Consider the following 15,392-nt stretch of genomic DNA (forward strand, 5'->3'; position numbering starts at 1 on the left):
CACGGCTACTATTTTATTTATGATGAAAATCTCGTCCGTCGTACACAGCTGTTACATAATTAGCACGAATAACAAAATCTCCGAAGTGCTCTCCCTCTTGACGTTCCTTCGCATAGTGGAGCAGGATTGGACGAAGCTCTGCTAATATCTCCTCCTCGCCTATATTTTCACGATATATTTTATTGAGACGATCACCGGTAAAGCTTGCGCCTAAATACATATTATATTTCCCGGGACCTTTACCGATAAAGCCAATCTCAGCCATTGCTGCGCGTGAGCAACCATTCGGACAGCCTGACATGCGGATAACGATTTCTGTTTCGTTTAAGCCCGCTTCATCAAGAATTGTTTCTATTTTTGTAATAAGAGAAGGCAGGTAACGCTCGGCTTCTGCCATGGCTAAACCGCATGTTGGTAATGATACGCAAGCAATTGAATTTCGGCGCAATGCAGAATAGTGTGCTCCATCTGTGAGGTTATATTGCTCAATAATAGCAGCAATTTTTTTCTTCTTTTGCGGCGTTACATTACTAATCATTAAATTTTGGTTTGGCGTTAAGCGGAAATCACCTGTATGCACCTTCGCAATTTCACGTAATCCTGTTAAAAGCTCATAATTTTCAAAGTCCTTAATACGTCCATTTTGAATAAATAATGTATAATGCCATTGACCTTCTGCACCTTTAATCCAACCAAACTCATCACCCGTGCGATCAAAAGTATATGGTCGAGCCTCTTGAATACTCCAACCTAGACGGCGCATTAGTTCTTCGTTAAACCATTCAAGTCCTCTTGCATCAATTGTATATTTAAAACGTGCATTTTTACGAACCGAACGATTCCCATAATCGCGCTGAATCGTAATAATTTTCTCCGCTGTTTCCAGTAGTTTATCAGGTGTGATAAAACCAATAATGCGAGCCAGCTGTGGGTATGTTTCATGATCGCCATGTGTCATGCCCATTCCTCCACCAACAGCAACGTTAAAGCCTACTAGCTTACCTTCCTCAACAATTGCTATAAACCCTATATCTTGTGAGAATACGTCCACATCATTACTAGGCGGAACCGCAATACCAATTTTAAATTTACGCGGTAAATATTGCGCACCGTATATAGGTTCAACTTCTTCATCCTGACTATCAACTACCTTTTCACCATCTAGCCATAGTTCATGATAAGCTCGTGTTCTAGGTAGTAAATGCTCACTTAATTTGGCAGACCAATTATAGATTTCTTCATGTAATGCGGATTGGTTTGGATTCACATTACACATCACATTACGATTGACATCTCCACAGGCTGCAAGAGAATCTAATAACACTTCATTAATTTCCTGCATATATTTTTTAACATTCCATTTTAAAATGCCATGCACTTGAAATGCCTGACGTGTCGTTAATTTTAAGGAGCCATTACCATATTTTCTCGCCATTTCATCCATTACTAGCCATTGTGCTGGTGTAGCCGCCCCACCCGGTGTACGTACCCGTACCATAAATTGATAGGCAGGCTCAAGCTTTTGACGCTGACGTTCATTACGAAGATCACGGTCGTCTTGTAAGTAACTACCATGGAATTTCATTAGACGATTATCATCCTCTGGAATACCTGAAGTTAATGGGTTATTCATCGTAGCCTCTAATGTTCCACGTAGATAATTACTTTCGTTTTTAATACGCTCTACATCACTAGGTTTCCCTGGTTGCGGAGGTAAAATAATTTTCCCTGTCATTTGTTTTCGCTCCTTTAATCAAATATGCCTCGTCATAATTGCGTCCTGAATGGCTTAAGGCTTATGCCTGCGTGAAGGCCTACACAACGTCGATCATATCGGTAATGCCACAGGACGACATTCCTAGACTGAGTTCCACTATTTCAGCCGATGTTTGGACACCCACTGAAAAGTGACTTAAAACTGCATTCATCGCTTTGCTTTCGCTACCAAAACACTTGCTAAAAGAAGTTAATAAACGTCACGTTGATAGCGTTTCTGCTGTTTAAGCTCATTGACAAAGGCTTTCGCTTCCTCTGGCGTTTTTTGTCCCTGTTGTTCAATAACGCGATGTATTGTTGCATCAACATCAGCTGCCATTGATTTTTTATCACCACAGACGTAAATGACAGCTCCTTGCTCTAGCCATTCATAGAAAGCAGCAGCATTTTCTTCAATTTTATGTTGAACATATATTTTTCTATCTGTATCACGTGAGAAAGCGACATGCATTTGACTTAGTGTGCCTGAAGCAAGCCAACGCTGTAAATCTGTTTGATAAAGAAAATCTGTGACAAAGTGTTGATCACCAAAGATTAGCCAAGCTTTCCCTCCGACGCCTAATTCCTCACGCTCCTCCAAAAATGCACGATACGGGGCTACGCCTGTACCAGCACCAATCATAATAATCGGTGTGTCCTCATGCTCTGGTAATCTAAAGTTCGGATTTTTATGAACATAGACAGGTAATGTGTCACCAATTTGAATACGCTCTGCTACGCTACCAGAGCAAACGCCAAGACGTTGCCTTCCATTTGTCTCATAGCTTACTTTCCCAATTGTTAAATGAACTTCTTCACTATTTGCCCTTTGACTACTAGCAATCGAATATAAACGTGCTGGAATTTTACGTAGTAAATCTACAAATTGCTGTGCATTCCATGTAAATGGTGCGAAGTCTTCCACAACGTCAAGTAAATCTCTTCCTTTTGCATAGTCCTTCCAGGATTCCGAGTCGGCAAGTAGCTTGTTAAATTCCTGATGGACTGTATAGGCACCAATTTTTTGTAACAAAGGCTTAGACAACACTGTAATTTCTAATTTTTTTTGCAAAACTTCCTTTAATGGCAGTGTTTCTTCAAAGACATTTACCTCAGTTTGTGGCTCAAACTGTAATGCTGTGATTAAAGCATCGACTAGTTTTTCATCATTTTCCGGTAGAATACCGATACTATCTCCTGGTTCGAAATAGAAACTTGCACCTTCGATGGATAATTCAATATGACGTGTTTCTTTATTGGATCCTCTGCCGTTTAAATTAATGTTTTCAAGTACTTCAGCATAAAACGGATTTTTACGAGAATATGTAGTGTCTCCTTGTGCTGTTTTATGTTGTGTAGTCGATAAATCAGCTACATCCGTCTGTTGGAGCAACTCCTGCTGAACAGCTGAGAACCAATGTGCTGCCTGGACATCATAATCTACATCACAATCTGTACGAGGTACGATTCGAGTTGCTCCTAACTTTGCAAACTGTTCATCAAAATCCTTTCCTGTTTTACAGAAAAATTCATAGGAGCTATCACCTAAGGCTAGCACTGAATAATGAAGCTGCTCTAACTTAGGAGCACGTTTGCTATGCAAAAATTCATAGAACTGTATCGCTTGATCAGGTGGTTCCCCTTCCCCATGTGTGCTAACAATGAGTAAAAGATTAGTTACCTTTTTTAAATTATTTGGTTTAAATGTTGCTAACGACGAAATTGTTACGTCTACATCATTATCTTTCAAGGCTGAGGCATATTTTTCAGCTAACCCCTGGCTATTGCCCGTTTGTGAACCATATAAAATCGTTACTGTTGTGGTGATTGTTTTTACTATCGGCGTTACTTCTTCAACGACAGGATCACTAGTTACTAGTGATGCACTTAAAAAGCCGTTTAACCAAATTCTCTGTTCTCCTGTTAGTTTAGGGAGCAGCTCATTTAACAGCTTTACCTGCTCCTTATTAAATGGACTATTTACTACTTGCAGTTTCAACCTTGCCACCTCACATATTCGTTTCATTTTCCTTGTTAATTTGTCTGACAAAATGATTGCTGAAAAAAGATCAATTAAGCCTCTACAAAATTGTGTCTGGAATCGGCTTTGCGCTTAGGCCGACACGATATCAGTCATTTCGGTAATGCCACAGAACGTGGCGTTCTTAGACTGAGTTCCTCTATTAAAGCGGATGTTTTTTGTACCGATAGCGGTAGCGACAGGTACAGATGTTTTTTGTACCGAAAGCGCAGCGACAGGTACAGATGTTTTTTGTACCGAAAGCGCAGCGACAGGTACAGATGTTTGGACACCCGATGATTAAAATTATCGTAGTCGTATTTTTTCCTTCTTTTCTATTTGGACCACATAGGAATTTTGCACAATCAATGTAATCGATCCATGGTTCACAGTATTTAAAATTTGACGGACATTATCTAATGCTAGATTTACATTTTCAGACCTTTTATCTACCATTACAAAACACCTTTCTTAGTAAATTTTAACAATTGATAAATACGTTCTACTAAAACTTCTCTTACATTGTCGTCATAGCCTAAACTTTCACATAAAATAACATTCTTATTGTCATAATCTTGTAATCGCCTTGTTATGCTTTGGCGCAAAATCCCAGTAAACAACAAATACGGCACTATAAATACTTGATTGTCCCTATTCTTCTCTTGTTGTAACCAATCTTCAAACGTAGGACCCGTGCCATATAAAAAGCATGTGTCTACAGCTTCATAAGCGTATTTATCACGTAATCTTGTTGCAATTTTGGCCAAATCACTTTTTACTGCAGGATCACTACTGCCACGACCTATAAGTAAAACACTTGCATCGTTAGTCGGGCTCCTTGCTTCTAAAATTCTAGTCTGTAATGTATCAATTAATAGTTCATGGACGCCAAGTGGTTCACCGTATGTAAATCGCACTTGTGGGTACTGTTGTTTTGCTTTATCAATCTCATTTGGAATATCGTGCTTTGCATGCTGAGCGGAGAGCAATAAAATAGGCACGATGGCTATAGCTGTAGCCCCTTGGTTAATACAGCTCGCTATACCTTCAGCAATTGTCGGCGTCGCGAGTTCTAAAAAACTAATTTCTTGAATCGGTATTTCAACCTCTTGTTGTACGCTCTTTAGAAAAGTAACGGCTTGCTCCACTCCCGCCTTTACTCTACTTCCATGAGCGATATATAAAATGGCTTGCATGAATCCACATCCTTACACAGAAACTTCTGCTAACTGTGGCTGCGGAATGTTTTGTTCAAACCATTGAATTGTTTCTCTCAAAGTAACAACTTTTCCTACTACAATTATGCTTGGATTTTGAATATTTTCTCGCTGGACTAGTTCTTCAATATTAGCTAAAGTTCCCGTGACAGTTTTTTGTTGAGAAAATGTACCCCAATGGATGAGTGCTATTGGGGTTTCCTTATCTCGCCCATACTTGAGCAACTGCTGACGGATATAGGTAAGATTACCGACCCCCATATAAATAGCAATCGTGTCAACCCCTTTTGCAAGACTTTCCCATTGGATTCCATCATCCTTGCCCTCTTTCATATGCCCCGTGACCATTGCAAAACTTGAGCCTAGGTCACGATGTGTCACAGGAATTCCCGCATATGCCGGTGCTGCTATCCCTGAAGTGATGCCAGGCACTATTTCAAATGGAATATTATGCTGTGCTAGCACCTCTGCTTCTTCAGCTCCCCTTCCAAAAACGAATGGATCACCTCCCTTTAATCTCGTCACGATCAATCCTTGCTGTGCATAACTGACAAGTGATTGATTGATTTGCTCTTGAATCATGGCGTGCTGCTGAGGTAGCTTACCGCAAAAAATGAGCTTAGCCTCTCGTTTAGCGTAGGACAGTAGCGTCTTATTAATGAGTCTGTCATACAGGATGACATCAGCACATTCGATACAACGTAATCCTTTTACTGTGATAAGATCCACATCGCCAGGTCCAGCCCCCACTATAAAAACTTTCCCCATTTGATTTCACTCCCTTTCGTCTTTCTTTAAAGATAAAAAAAAGGCTCAAATTATCCATAGGCAGAAGTAATGCCTGCGAATAATAAGAGCCTCTAGTTTACTAGTCAGCTACGTATTTAATTCTTAGTAATGTAATAAGAATAATAAATAATTCGGTATATTTTGTCAACACTTTATTTAATGAGAAAAAACCAGGTGTCACTTGCTGACATCTGGTTTTTTTGAAATCTATGTTGTTTAAATTAAAATCTACGAGGACCCCTAAATGGTGGACCTGGTCTAAAACCCGGTCTGAAAAATGGTGGTCTGAAAAACGGTGGACCGAAAAATGGTGGGCCGAAAAACGGCGGTCCGAAAAACGGTGGGCCGAAAAATGGTGGGCCGAAAAATGGTGGTCTGAAAAACGGGCCACCCACTGGCCCAAAGCCTCCTGGAAAACCTCCGAAAAATGTCATAAGCTTCCTCCCTTTTTTTACTCTATCTTATGTAGGAGGATGCATTTATCACATGTCTATTGCCTATTCTATTTTTCTTCTCCTAAACGTTGCACAAAATTAGCTAGTGTACGTACCATTACACCTGTACCACCTTTTGGGCCTAAGTCATGTATAGCCATCGCATCTGATGTTCCTGCAATATCTAAGTGAATCCATGGTGTATCACCAACAAACTCCCCAACGAAGCCCCCTCCAAATATCATATGTCCATCACGACCAGGCGAGTTATTTAAATCAGCAACGTCTGATTTACGAATTCGCTTTTTATCATTTTCTGTTAAAGGCATGCGCCACACAAACTCATCCGTTTCTTGGGCTGCTTCCATGAAAGCAGCAAAGAATTCATCATCATTTGAAAGGGCACCAGTTTTATCCATACCTAGTGCTGTAATCACTCCACCTGTTAATGTAGCAACATCGATCAGGGAAGTCACTCCTTGTTGTTTAGCGTATGTAGTAGCATCTGCTAATACTAAACGTCCTTCCGCATCGGTATTTAAAACTTCTACCGTTTTACCACTATATGTAGTAATAACATCATCTGGCTTAAATGCTGTGCCAGATACCATATTATCGGTAGAGCCAATAACTGCAACAACATTCTTGTTAGGACGTAATTCACCGATAATTCTCATGGCGCCTAGTACTGCTGCCGCACCGCCCATATCGCCCTTCATGCCTACCATCGAATCTTTTGGCTTTAAAGAATAGCCACCTGTATCATACGTAACCCCTTTGCCGACAAGGCCAATTGGATCGTCAAAGTCTTCAGACGCTTTATATTTTAATGTTATTAAACGAGGTTCTTCATGGGAGCCTTGATTGACACATAAAATACCGCCCATACCGAGCTCCTCTAATTGTGCTCTATCTAAAATTTCCACTTCAAAATCATACTCGACTGCAAGGGACTCTGCGTAATTGGCTAAGTCTGTCGCTGTCAGTAAGTTTGGTGGTAAATTAATTAAGCTTCGTGCCTCATTTACTGCATCCGCATAAATAGCGCCAACCTCAAAGCTTGCCACCACTTCATCTAAATCATCAGCAGTAGTCACAAGATGAACAGCGTCAATACGTTTATCTACTTCATTTGATGTAGTTTTGTAATGGGGAATTGAATAATAACCAAGACCCGTTCCTTCACCAGCTAAAAATGCAACATCTGTTACCGAAATCGACTCTGTCGTGAACGACTCCAGCCAAATAGAATATTCTTTAATTTTTAAGGCTCTTAGTTCTTTGCCGAGCAATCCAAATGCTGCACGAATATCACCTTCTGTTAAGTTTTTACGCTCATCTAAACCAATAAATAAAATACGTTTAAGATTTGCGTGGTCCTTCCAGAATGGTAATTTCGTCATTTTTTTAAGCTCAGTCGATATATCTCCTGCACTAATCCACGCATCAAGAGATTCTCCGTAAAATGCTGAAAAGCTCGCCCAATTTTGCATTTGCTCACGATGTTTAGGGACTCCTACCACTAACATCTCAGTAGAAATCGTTTCAAATGTTTTTGCCTCTTTTACAATATGCATGTAAATTCCTCCATTCATTATTCTATTATACCTAAGTTTCAGAAAACACGTAATATTTGGCTTTTAGAAAATAATGAATGTTATAATTAAAGCAATTATTAGTGAAGGTTGTGATGATTATGAGTTTATTTCAAAATACCCCTTTACTCGTTGCCCTTTTTGCTGTTCTATTTGCACAGTTTGTAAAAATCCCTATTCATTTTTTAATGACTAGAAAGATTAACTGGGGATTATTTACTTCCACCGGAGGAATGCCTAGTTCACACTCCGCTTCCGTAACAGGTCTAACAACCTCTATTGCCTATGAAACAGGATTAGATTCCCCCATTTTTGCTGTAGCCGCTATGTTTTCATTTATCGTCATGTATGATGCGAGTGGGGTACGTTTTCAGGCTGGCCAACATGCAGCTGTACTAAATCAACTGCGTAAAGACTTTGAAAAGTTACTCCATGATTTGAAAAAATGGCCGCAAATGGATGGGCAAGAGAAAATGGAAGAACTAAAAACATTGCTAGGTCATAAACGGAGCGAGGTATTTTTTGGAGCATTAACGGGCATTTTCATCGCCATCATCACATACCAGTTTATATTGTGAGAATAGACACATCCTCATGCCGAGGTTGTGTTTTTTATTTGTCGGAAGGTTTTTGTTATTTATTGGAAACAATTCAAGGTTTGTCGGAATCTTTTCTAGATTTATCGGAAACAATCAAAAAATCAGCAGATGTTTAGACATCCGCTGAAATAAGATCAATTATGCCTCGGCATAATTGCGTCTGGGATCGGCTTTGTGCTTAGGCCTGCGTGATGCAGGTCAGTTAGCCGTTATCGCATGGATGCGATGATCTTAGGCTAATCCTATGTGAACTCCTTTCCGATTCCATGACATCCGCCGGAGGCTTTAACTTCTTTCAGCTGTTTTGCTGAAAGAAGTTAAAACATTCGATATCCACTTTTACGTAAATAAATCATGACAATTCCCGCAACAATTGAACCGGCGAAGCCACCAGATAAAATTGCAATATCTACAAATTGCAGTGCTTGCAATTTATCTAAAAGTGCTGGAAATGCGGAACCTGGCTTGAAAATATAATCTAAAAAGCTTACATCATCGACAATAAAGATAACAACAATTGGATACACTATCGCCATTAACCATGTCATTCGCAAAAGCATATTTAATAAAAATCCAATACCAAAGAACATGACGAAAAATAACAAAATTGAAATGATTAACTGTACTAATGAAACTGGACCATCCATGTATGTATAACCTCCGTTTTCCTCTCATTAGTTTACATGATAACTACAACGCTTTCAATGAACATATCCTTGATTTCGCTTGTTCGTCATAATTAGGACAATCATTAAGTATATACCATTATAGATAGACGCCCTTCATGGCAAGGTGTATTATTTAAACAAAAGCGAAACGGCAAAAATATCGCCAAAATTTTGGGGTAACTAACGTTTGCTATGCTATAAGTTGATTGGAGTGGAGACTGGGCGACTCCTTGGGGATCAGCGATAGAGGAACGAAGGCTAAAATCATCACATCCTGTGATAACGCCTTCGTGACCAACATCGTGTTGGCCCGAGACCCTGGAGCGCAGCGGATGTTTTCTGTGCGAAAGCGTAGTGCTAACGTAGCGGCAGCCACAAAGGTGGCTCATCGGACGCCCCCAGGAAGCTCTGCTCTGCGCGAAAGCGAAGCGTCAGCGGCAAATGTTTTTTCTGTAGCGAAAGCGAAGCGTCAGCTACAAAGCGCCCAGTCGGAACGGAAATCAACCATACGCTATGGTCATTAACAATATTTTTGGAAATGAAAAAACTATTGAAAACTAGTAATCAACTAATTTTCAATAGTTTCTTGCTTTTCATGATGAAGCTGTTTGTGATAATAAAAACCTTGGCGACTTCCAAAGCTCTGCCCACTTTTTAAAGGCCGCTACGACAATTATTAAGCCTAAAACTAACATAATGACAGACAATATACCATTTAACATATTGTAACCGGCTGCCGCTGTATTCCAATAAACATTTTTAATCATCCAAAAGCCTGCTACATTTACAGTGATATATAAATAAGCTAATGGAATAAAGCATGTTAAGGCGTAGATTCGTTTATCTGCAACTTTTAATACTATTGTTACGCCACAAACTAAACCGATTGTCGCCATTAACTGATTCGAAACGCCAAATAAGACCCAAATCGAACTGATATCACCTGAATACAATAAGTAACCCCACATGAAGCATGCAAGTGCACTCGCAAAGATTGTACCTGGAAGCCAATTTGTACGCTTAAGCGGCTTGTAGACATTACCGCCAAAATCTTGAATTAAGTAGCGTGCTACACGTGTACCAGCATCAATAGCCGTTAAAATAAAGACCGCTTCAAACATGATAACGAATTGATAGAAGTAAGAAGACAATTCAGCAAACCAAGGAATCCCTGTGAAAATATCAGTCATCCCAACTGCTAACGTTACAGCTCCACCTGTACGTCCTTCTAAATCCATCCCAATACTTTCAGCTAATGCCTGTAAATGAACCGGCTCCATTCCTAATGTAGCAAAGACAGCCGGGGCTGAATTAATCGCAAAATAATCTGCAGGATGAAGGGCTGTTGCTGCAATTAAAGCCATTACACCTACTAAAGATTCTACGAGCATCGCACCAAAACCAACGATTCGAATATCTTCCCAACGATCAATCATTTTCGGCGTTGTCCCAGAGCCTACGAAAGCATGGAAGCCAGAAATAGCCCCACAGGCAATTGTGATGGACACGAATGGCCATACTGGACCAGCAATGACTGGACCACCACCATGAATAAACTCTGTAATTGGTGGGAATTGAATGACTGGGTTCACGAAAAAGACCCCGATGATTAACGCAATAAATACGCCAATTTTCATGAAACTACTTAAATAATCACGCGGCGCTAATAAGAGCCATACAGGTAATGCCGCCGCAAAGAATGCATAAATAGGTAGAATAATAGCTAAAGTATCACGGTCAAACGTTAAAAAATCACCAAATGCTGTTCCTTGAATCATCGGTCCAATAAATACACCGATCATCAACAAAATAAAGCCAACTGTAGACGTAACAAGTAGATTTCCTGTTTTACGATAAGCAATACCGACAAGCATCGCTATCGGAATCGTAATCCCTACCGCAAAAGTTCCCCATGGATTTCGTTCCAACGCACCAAGGACAACCATCGATAACCCAGCCATTGTAATTGTTATAATGAAAAGCATGGCAAGGCCTGTACAGAATCCTGCAACAGGTCCTAATTCCTTCTTCATTACCTCTGATAATGACTTTCCGCCATGGCGCATAGAAGCGAATAACACTACTGCATCATGTACTGCACCACCGATTACTGCACCAATTAACAGCCACAGGAGCCCCGGCAAATATCCAAATTGTGCAGCTAAAATAGGTCCAACTAACGGTCCAGCCGCTGCAATCGCTGCAAAGTGATGTCCAAATGTCACCCATTTATTCGTCGGAACATAGTCTTTACCATCCTCCATAGCGTGTGCTGGGGTGGGCGTATCATCTTTTATCTTAAGTACCTTCTTTGTGAAAAATATGCCATACAAACGATAGCTAATCATCAGTATACAAATGGAACCTATTACAATAGTAATAGCATTCATTTTATCACTCCTTTTACCTTTTCCACATCATAGCAAATGAATTGAACGATTATTCGTAAAATTCACCAAAATGTCAGAATTTTAAGTTGAAAGGGTGTTTTCTACTGTTGAAATGCAGTTATTTTGATAGCTGAAAGATTTTACGTACATCCTTCATATAAAGCCTGCTGACAGGTATCGAATGTCGATTCTGCAAAATTAAATTGTATTTAGAGCTACTCCAAGGCTCCAGCTCTACAATATGTTCTAAATTGACGATAAATGCCCGATGGACGCGCACAAAACCTTTTAACGTAAGCTTTTTCTCCAATACGGCTAACGATTCTGAAACAAAATACCTTCCTTTCTCCGTGACAACAATCGTCTTACTCTCTTCTGATGTACAATATAAAATTTCCTGTATTTTAATAAGTAAAATTCGATCATTCACATAAACTGTTAATTTATCAAGCTTGTCCAACTGCAAATGTTTTAATGTTTCCATCGTTTTAGCCTGCGTTGCTCTTCTTTTGGCCACTAGCTTTTCAACTGCGCTTTGTACACGCTCTGGCTCAAATGGTTTCAGAATATAATCAAAGGCGTTCACCTCGAACGCTTGTAACGCATACTCATCATAAGCCGTAGCAAAAATAATTTCAGGTTTAAGAATGCTTTGTTGCAACTGTTTTGCTAATTCGAGACCATTGTTTACCCCTAGCTGAATATCTAAAAACACACAATCAACCTGCTCAAACTGTGGATCTTGCTGTATATCCTTTAGATCCTCTGATTCTCCAATGATCTGGACTAACTTTGTTTGCTCCAATAAATATCGCAATTCAGCTCTTGCTAACGGTTCATCATCTACTATATAGACATTTAACATTTCTCTACTCCCATCTCGTAGCTTTTAATGGTAGCTGAATCATAATTTTCGTACCAACATCCAACGTACTTGAAATGTGAAAATCTGCTTCAGCTCCGTAAATTTCATGAATACGCTGATAAATATTCCATAAAGCTGTCCCTGTTCCTTGCTCCGATTGCATGATCGTTTTGCCAAGCTGTTTAACCTGCTCTTTTCTCATCCCACAGCCATTATCCTCTGTTGACAGCAATAGCTTATTATTAAGTCGTTGCACCCTAACATCAATTTTGCCTTCCTTACGATGTTTAAAGGCATGATAAATAGCATTTTCGACGAGTGGCTGTAAGGTAAATGGGGGAATCTGTACGTCAAAAAGTGCTTCATCCAAGTGAAATTGCACATCATAGCGGTTCGGAAACCTTGTTTGTTCAATTGACAAATAAGCCTCCACATGGTCAATTTCATTTTTTAACGGAATGAGCATTTGGCGAGCTCCCTGCAAATTACTCCTGAAAAACGTACTAAGCTTGATCAATAATGCTCTAGCCTCATCAGCATCCGTTCGGATCAAACTCGAAATAGTATTCAGACTATTAAAAAAGAAATGCGGATGCACCTGTGCTTGTAGTGCTTTAATTTCGGCATCCTTTAAGAGCTTTCTTTGCTGCTCAATTTCAGCATATTCTAGCTGCGAGGAAAATAGTCGACTGAGGCCCTCTGCAAGCTCTCTTTTTGCCCCTGTTAATGAAGAAACATTACTAAAATACAGCTTTAAAGTACCCACCGTTTTATGCTGTACTTTTAAGGGTAAGACAATCGCAGCACTTAACGGACAATCTTCATGTGGACAACTGATTTCTTTTGCGGACGTCGCAGTAATAATGCGTCCTTCTACTAAAACCCGCTTCGTTAAAGCCGTCATTATTTCTTGATGAATGACATGATGATCCTCGCCTACTCCAACATGTGCTAAAATCCCATTTGTATCCGTAATCGCGACTGCATCAACCTCAATCTCTCTTTTAATAATCTCGGCAATCGTTCGGCAGGATTCCTCATTTAACCCTTTACGAAAATGTTCAATAGTTTGTTGGGCAATAGAAAAAGCTTGGTGTGTTTGTAATGCTTTTGTACGCTCTTCCTCATCGATAAAAGTTTTAATAATAATGAAAAATATTAAAATCCCAAAAGCATTCATAAAAATCATCGGTAGCGCTATTAAAGAAACTAATTGCAAAGCTTGTTCAAATGGTTTTGCCATTATTAAAATCACAATCATTTGTAAAGTCTCAGCACAAATCCCGATGATTACAGCTTTTTTATAGGAAAAGGTTTGACGTATTTTTAATTGCTTACTTAAACCACCTGTGATAAATCCTGCTAGTATTGTCGAAATACCACAGGCAACCGCTGTAAAACCGCCAAGGGTAATACGGTGAATCCCCGCAATAATCCCCACGCTAACTCCAACAAGCGGCCCACCAAAAATCCCGGCAATTGCTACGCCAATTAGCCTCGTATTCGCAATGGCTTCCTCTGCATTAATCGTGCTATGTATCATTTGATTTAAAGGATATATCGTTCCACTTTCGATTTTTATCCCTGTATAGCTACTCACTATACTTAAAGCGCTAAAAATAATAATAAGCCAAGCTTTTTCCTTAACCCCTTGATCCTGAAATAGCATTCCCCGAAAGAATCGCCATCTAGACATTAAAAAGGCAAACACAATGATTAGCCCTACTCGCTCTAACATAAACAAAAATAGCTCCATCATAGGTCCCCGCCTCTATTACTTTATTTTTTAAAGAATAATTTATAAGATGAATAGCCAAACACATCTCCTGGATTAATACCTTCAATCCCCTCTAATTGGTGCTTTTCAAATTGGTTCGATGCCATTTCTTTTAACATCACTGATGTCATTTCATCCTGAGCGAGCTCCTTTGGATACATCCATTTCGCTTCTAATAATTCTTTTTCCTGAATACAAATCTCTTGCTGTTCATCCTTCATCCGACAATAAAAGATCGCCATATTATCACTAATATCACTACGGATCACACCCGTTCGAAAACCAATTAAACCTGATACATAACAATCAATACCCGTTTCTTCTTTCAATTCGCGAACAACCGCTTCATCTACTGTTTCACCAGCATTGACAAAACCAGCTGGCAATGACCATCTTCCCTTTAATCCGCTATATGCCTTTTTAACAACTAGCCATTGTCCTAGCTCATTGACAGTTACACCTGCAACACCTAACCAAACTTTCCCTCTATCTTTTTTCATCATCCTCACCTCTATATCACTATTATAACGGTCACTTTTCCATATATAGAAGTATTAATTCAGAATTTTATGGTTACTCCATAAGCTCAGTTATAAAATAATATGTTACACTGATAACAAAACAGAATATTCACTCTATTCAAAGGAGGATATTTATGTTAAGCCAATTATCACCTAATGCAAAGCTTTTTATTTTTGCAATTGTATTGCTTTTACTATCCCCTATCATTGTTTTCATGCTGCCTATAACCATTTCCCAAACATTTTATTTTAGTAAAGATAATATCGTGCTGATTATTCCAACAAACAACTTTACTATGCTTTTTATAGCAATTATGCTAATTATTTTAACGTCGATCATGCTTGGATTTAAAAGAAATAAATACACCTATTTGATGACGATTATAGTTATCGTGAGCAGCCTTGTTTTAGGCTATTTTTCTCTTTTAAATTATACTGCTATACAGAAAACACAAATTGTTTTCAAAGAATTTCATCATCAAACTACCTATAAATGGCAGGATATTAAGGAAGTCATTTATGAATATGAAATAGGTACAGTGGGCACTTATTACTTCCAAACAAACAATAACGAAAAGTTTGTTATTAGAGAAAACGGACAATTCGGTTCAGAGGAAAGAAGTAGGATTTACAATGCAGCCTATCTAAATGGTGCTACATTTATAGAACGCGAGAAGGTAAAGTAACATTAAAAGCCACTTTCGATTAGTAACGAAAGTGGCTTTTGAAATTTTCTATGTAGCCTACCAGATTAAATTAGTA

The 15,392-nt window shown here is 39.2% G+C and carries 16 protein-coding genes; 4 read left to right on the top strand and 12 right to left on the bottom strand.

Annotated features, from left to right (window positions below; genetic code table 11):
- Nucleotides 1–13: 13 nt before the first annotated feature.
- Nucleotides 14–1,735: an assimilatory sulfite reductase (NADPH) hemoprotein subunit gene (cysI, locus tag MWJ95_RS16825; protein ID WP_249106779.1), complete on the bottom strand. Its 1,722-nt coding sequence runs from the start codon at nt 1,733–1,735 to the stop codon at nt 14–16.
- A gap of 231 nt (nt 1,736–1,966) precedes the next feature.
- Nucleotides 1,967–3,754, bottom strand: a complete 1,788-nt coding sequence (locus MWJ95_RS16830) for an assimilatory sulfite reductase (NADPH) flavoprotein subunit (protein ID WP_249075109.1) — start codon at nt 3,752–3,754, stop codon at nt 1,967–1,969.
- Between the two features lie 193 nt (nt 3,755–3,947).
- On the opposite strand from MWJ95_RS16830, the gene MWJ95_RS24525 reads away from it, so the two are divergent.
- Entirely contained in the window at nt 3,948–4,079 is a 132-nt protein-coding gene (locus MWJ95_RS24525; protein ID WP_283175770.1) for a hypothetical protein, read from the top strand.
- 2 nt (nt 4,080–4,081) lie between these two features.
- On the opposite strand, the gene MWJ95_RS16835 is transcribed toward MWJ95_RS24525, so the two are convergent.
- From MWJ95_RS16835 to MWJ95_RS16855, 5 genes are all read right to left on the bottom strand, one after another.
- Entirely contained in the window at nt 4,082–4,231 is a 150-nt protein-coding gene (locus tag MWJ95_RS16835; protein WP_249075107.1) for a YezD family protein, read from the bottom strand.
- Nucleotides 4,231–4,971 carry a sirohydrochlorin chelatase gene (locus MWJ95_RS16840; protein ID WP_249075106.1) on the bottom strand — a complete coding sequence of 247 codons (741 nt, stop codon included), beginning with the start codon at nt 4,969–4,971 and terminating at the stop codon, nt 4,231–4,233. Before MWJ95_RS16840 ends, MWJ95_RS16835 begins: the two co-directional genes overlap by 1 nt.
- 12 nt (nt 4,972–4,983) lie before the next feature.
- Complete coding sequence (gene cobA, locus MWJ95_RS16845; RefSeq protein WP_249075105.1) at nt 4,984–5,760, bottom strand: uroporphyrinogen-III C-methyltransferase; 777 nt, start codon at nt 5,758–5,760, stop codon at nt 4,984–4,986.
- 242 nt (nt 5,761–6,002) lie between these two features.
- Nucleotides 6,003–6,215, bottom strand: a complete 213-nt coding sequence (locus MWJ95_RS16850; RefSeq protein ID WP_249075104.1) for a hypothetical protein — start codon at nt 6,213–6,215, stop codon at nt 6,003–6,005.
- A gap of 68 nt (nt 6,216–6,283) precedes the next feature.
- Nucleotides 6,284–7,792 carry a leucyl aminopeptidase gene (locus tag MWJ95_RS16855; protein ID WP_249106780.1) on the bottom strand — a complete coding sequence of 503 codons (1,509 nt, stop codon included), beginning with the start codon at nt 7,790–7,792 and terminating at the stop codon, nt 6,284–6,286.
- Between the two features lie 113 nt (nt 7,793–7,905).
- Here MWJ95_RS16855 and MWJ95_RS16860 point away from each other — a divergent pair, with 113 nt between their 5' ends.
- The gene (locus MWJ95_RS16860; protein WP_249075102.1) at nt 7,906–8,388 is read left to right on the top strand and encodes a divergent PAP2 family protein; all 483 of its coding nucleotides are present in this window, start codon (nt 7,906–7,908) and stop codon (nt 8,386–8,388) included.
- A gap of 338 nt (nt 8,389–8,726) precedes the next feature.
- On the opposite strand, the gene MWJ95_RS16865 is transcribed toward MWJ95_RS16860, so the two are convergent.
- Nucleotides 8,727–9,056 (bottom strand): YuiB family protein, encoded by a 330-nt coding sequence (locus MWJ95_RS16865; protein ID WP_249075101.1) that lies wholly within the window; start codon nt 9,054–9,056, stop codon nt 8,727–8,729.
- Between the two features lie 353 nt (nt 9,057–9,409).
- Here MWJ95_RS16865 and MWJ95_RS16870 point away from each other — a divergent pair, with 353 nt between their 5' ends.
- Nucleotides 9,410–9,601, top strand: coding sequence for a hypothetical protein (locus tag MWJ95_RS16870; RefSeq protein ID WP_249075100.1), 192 nt, complete (start codon nt 9,410–9,412; stop codon nt 9,599–9,601).
- 69 nt (nt 9,602–9,670) lie between these two features.
- Here the strand turns inward: MWJ95_RS16870 and cstA are convergent, their stop codons facing one another.
- The 4 genes from cstA to MWJ95_RS16890 form a co-directional block, all read right to left on the bottom strand.
- Entirely contained in the window at nt 9,671–11,467 is a 1,797-nt protein-coding gene (gene cstA, locus MWJ95_RS16875) for a carbon starvation protein CstA (RefSeq protein WP_249106781.1), read from the bottom strand.
- 118 nt (nt 11,468–11,585) lie between these two features.
- Nucleotides 11,586–12,332 carry a LytR/AlgR family response regulator transcription factor gene (locus MWJ95_RS16880; RefSeq protein ID WP_249106782.1) on the bottom strand — a complete coding sequence of 249 codons (747 nt, stop codon included), beginning with the start codon at nt 12,330–12,332 and terminating at the stop codon, nt 11,586–11,588.
- Nucleotides 12,333–12,336: 4 nt separating this feature from the next.
- Nucleotides 12,337–14,088 carry a sensor histidine kinase gene (locus MWJ95_RS16885; protein WP_249106858.1) on the bottom strand — a complete coding sequence of 584 codons (1,752 nt, stop codon included), beginning with the start codon at nt 14,086–14,088 and terminating at the stop codon, nt 12,337–12,339.
- A gap of 23 nt (nt 14,089–14,111) precedes the next feature.
- Nucleotides 14,112–14,609, bottom strand: coding sequence for an NUDIX hydrolase (locus MWJ95_RS16890; RefSeq protein ID WP_249075097.1), 498 nt, complete (start codon nt 14,607–14,609; stop codon nt 14,112–14,114).
- Nucleotides 14,610–14,764: 155 nt separating this feature from the next.
- On the opposite strand from MWJ95_RS16890, the gene MWJ95_RS16895 reads away from it, so the two are divergent.
- Nucleotides 14,765–15,316 carry a hypothetical protein gene (locus MWJ95_RS16895; RefSeq protein WP_249106783.1) on the top strand — a complete coding sequence of 184 codons (552 nt, stop codon included), beginning with the start codon at nt 14,765–14,767 and terminating at the stop codon, nt 15,314–15,316.
- Nucleotides 15,317–15,392: the final 76 nt, after the last annotated feature.

The organism is Lysinibacillus sp. Bpr_S20 (genome assembly GCF_023337835.1).
Taxonomy (GTDB): Bacteria; Bacillota; Bacilli; order Bacillales_A; family Planococcaceae; genus Lysinibacillus.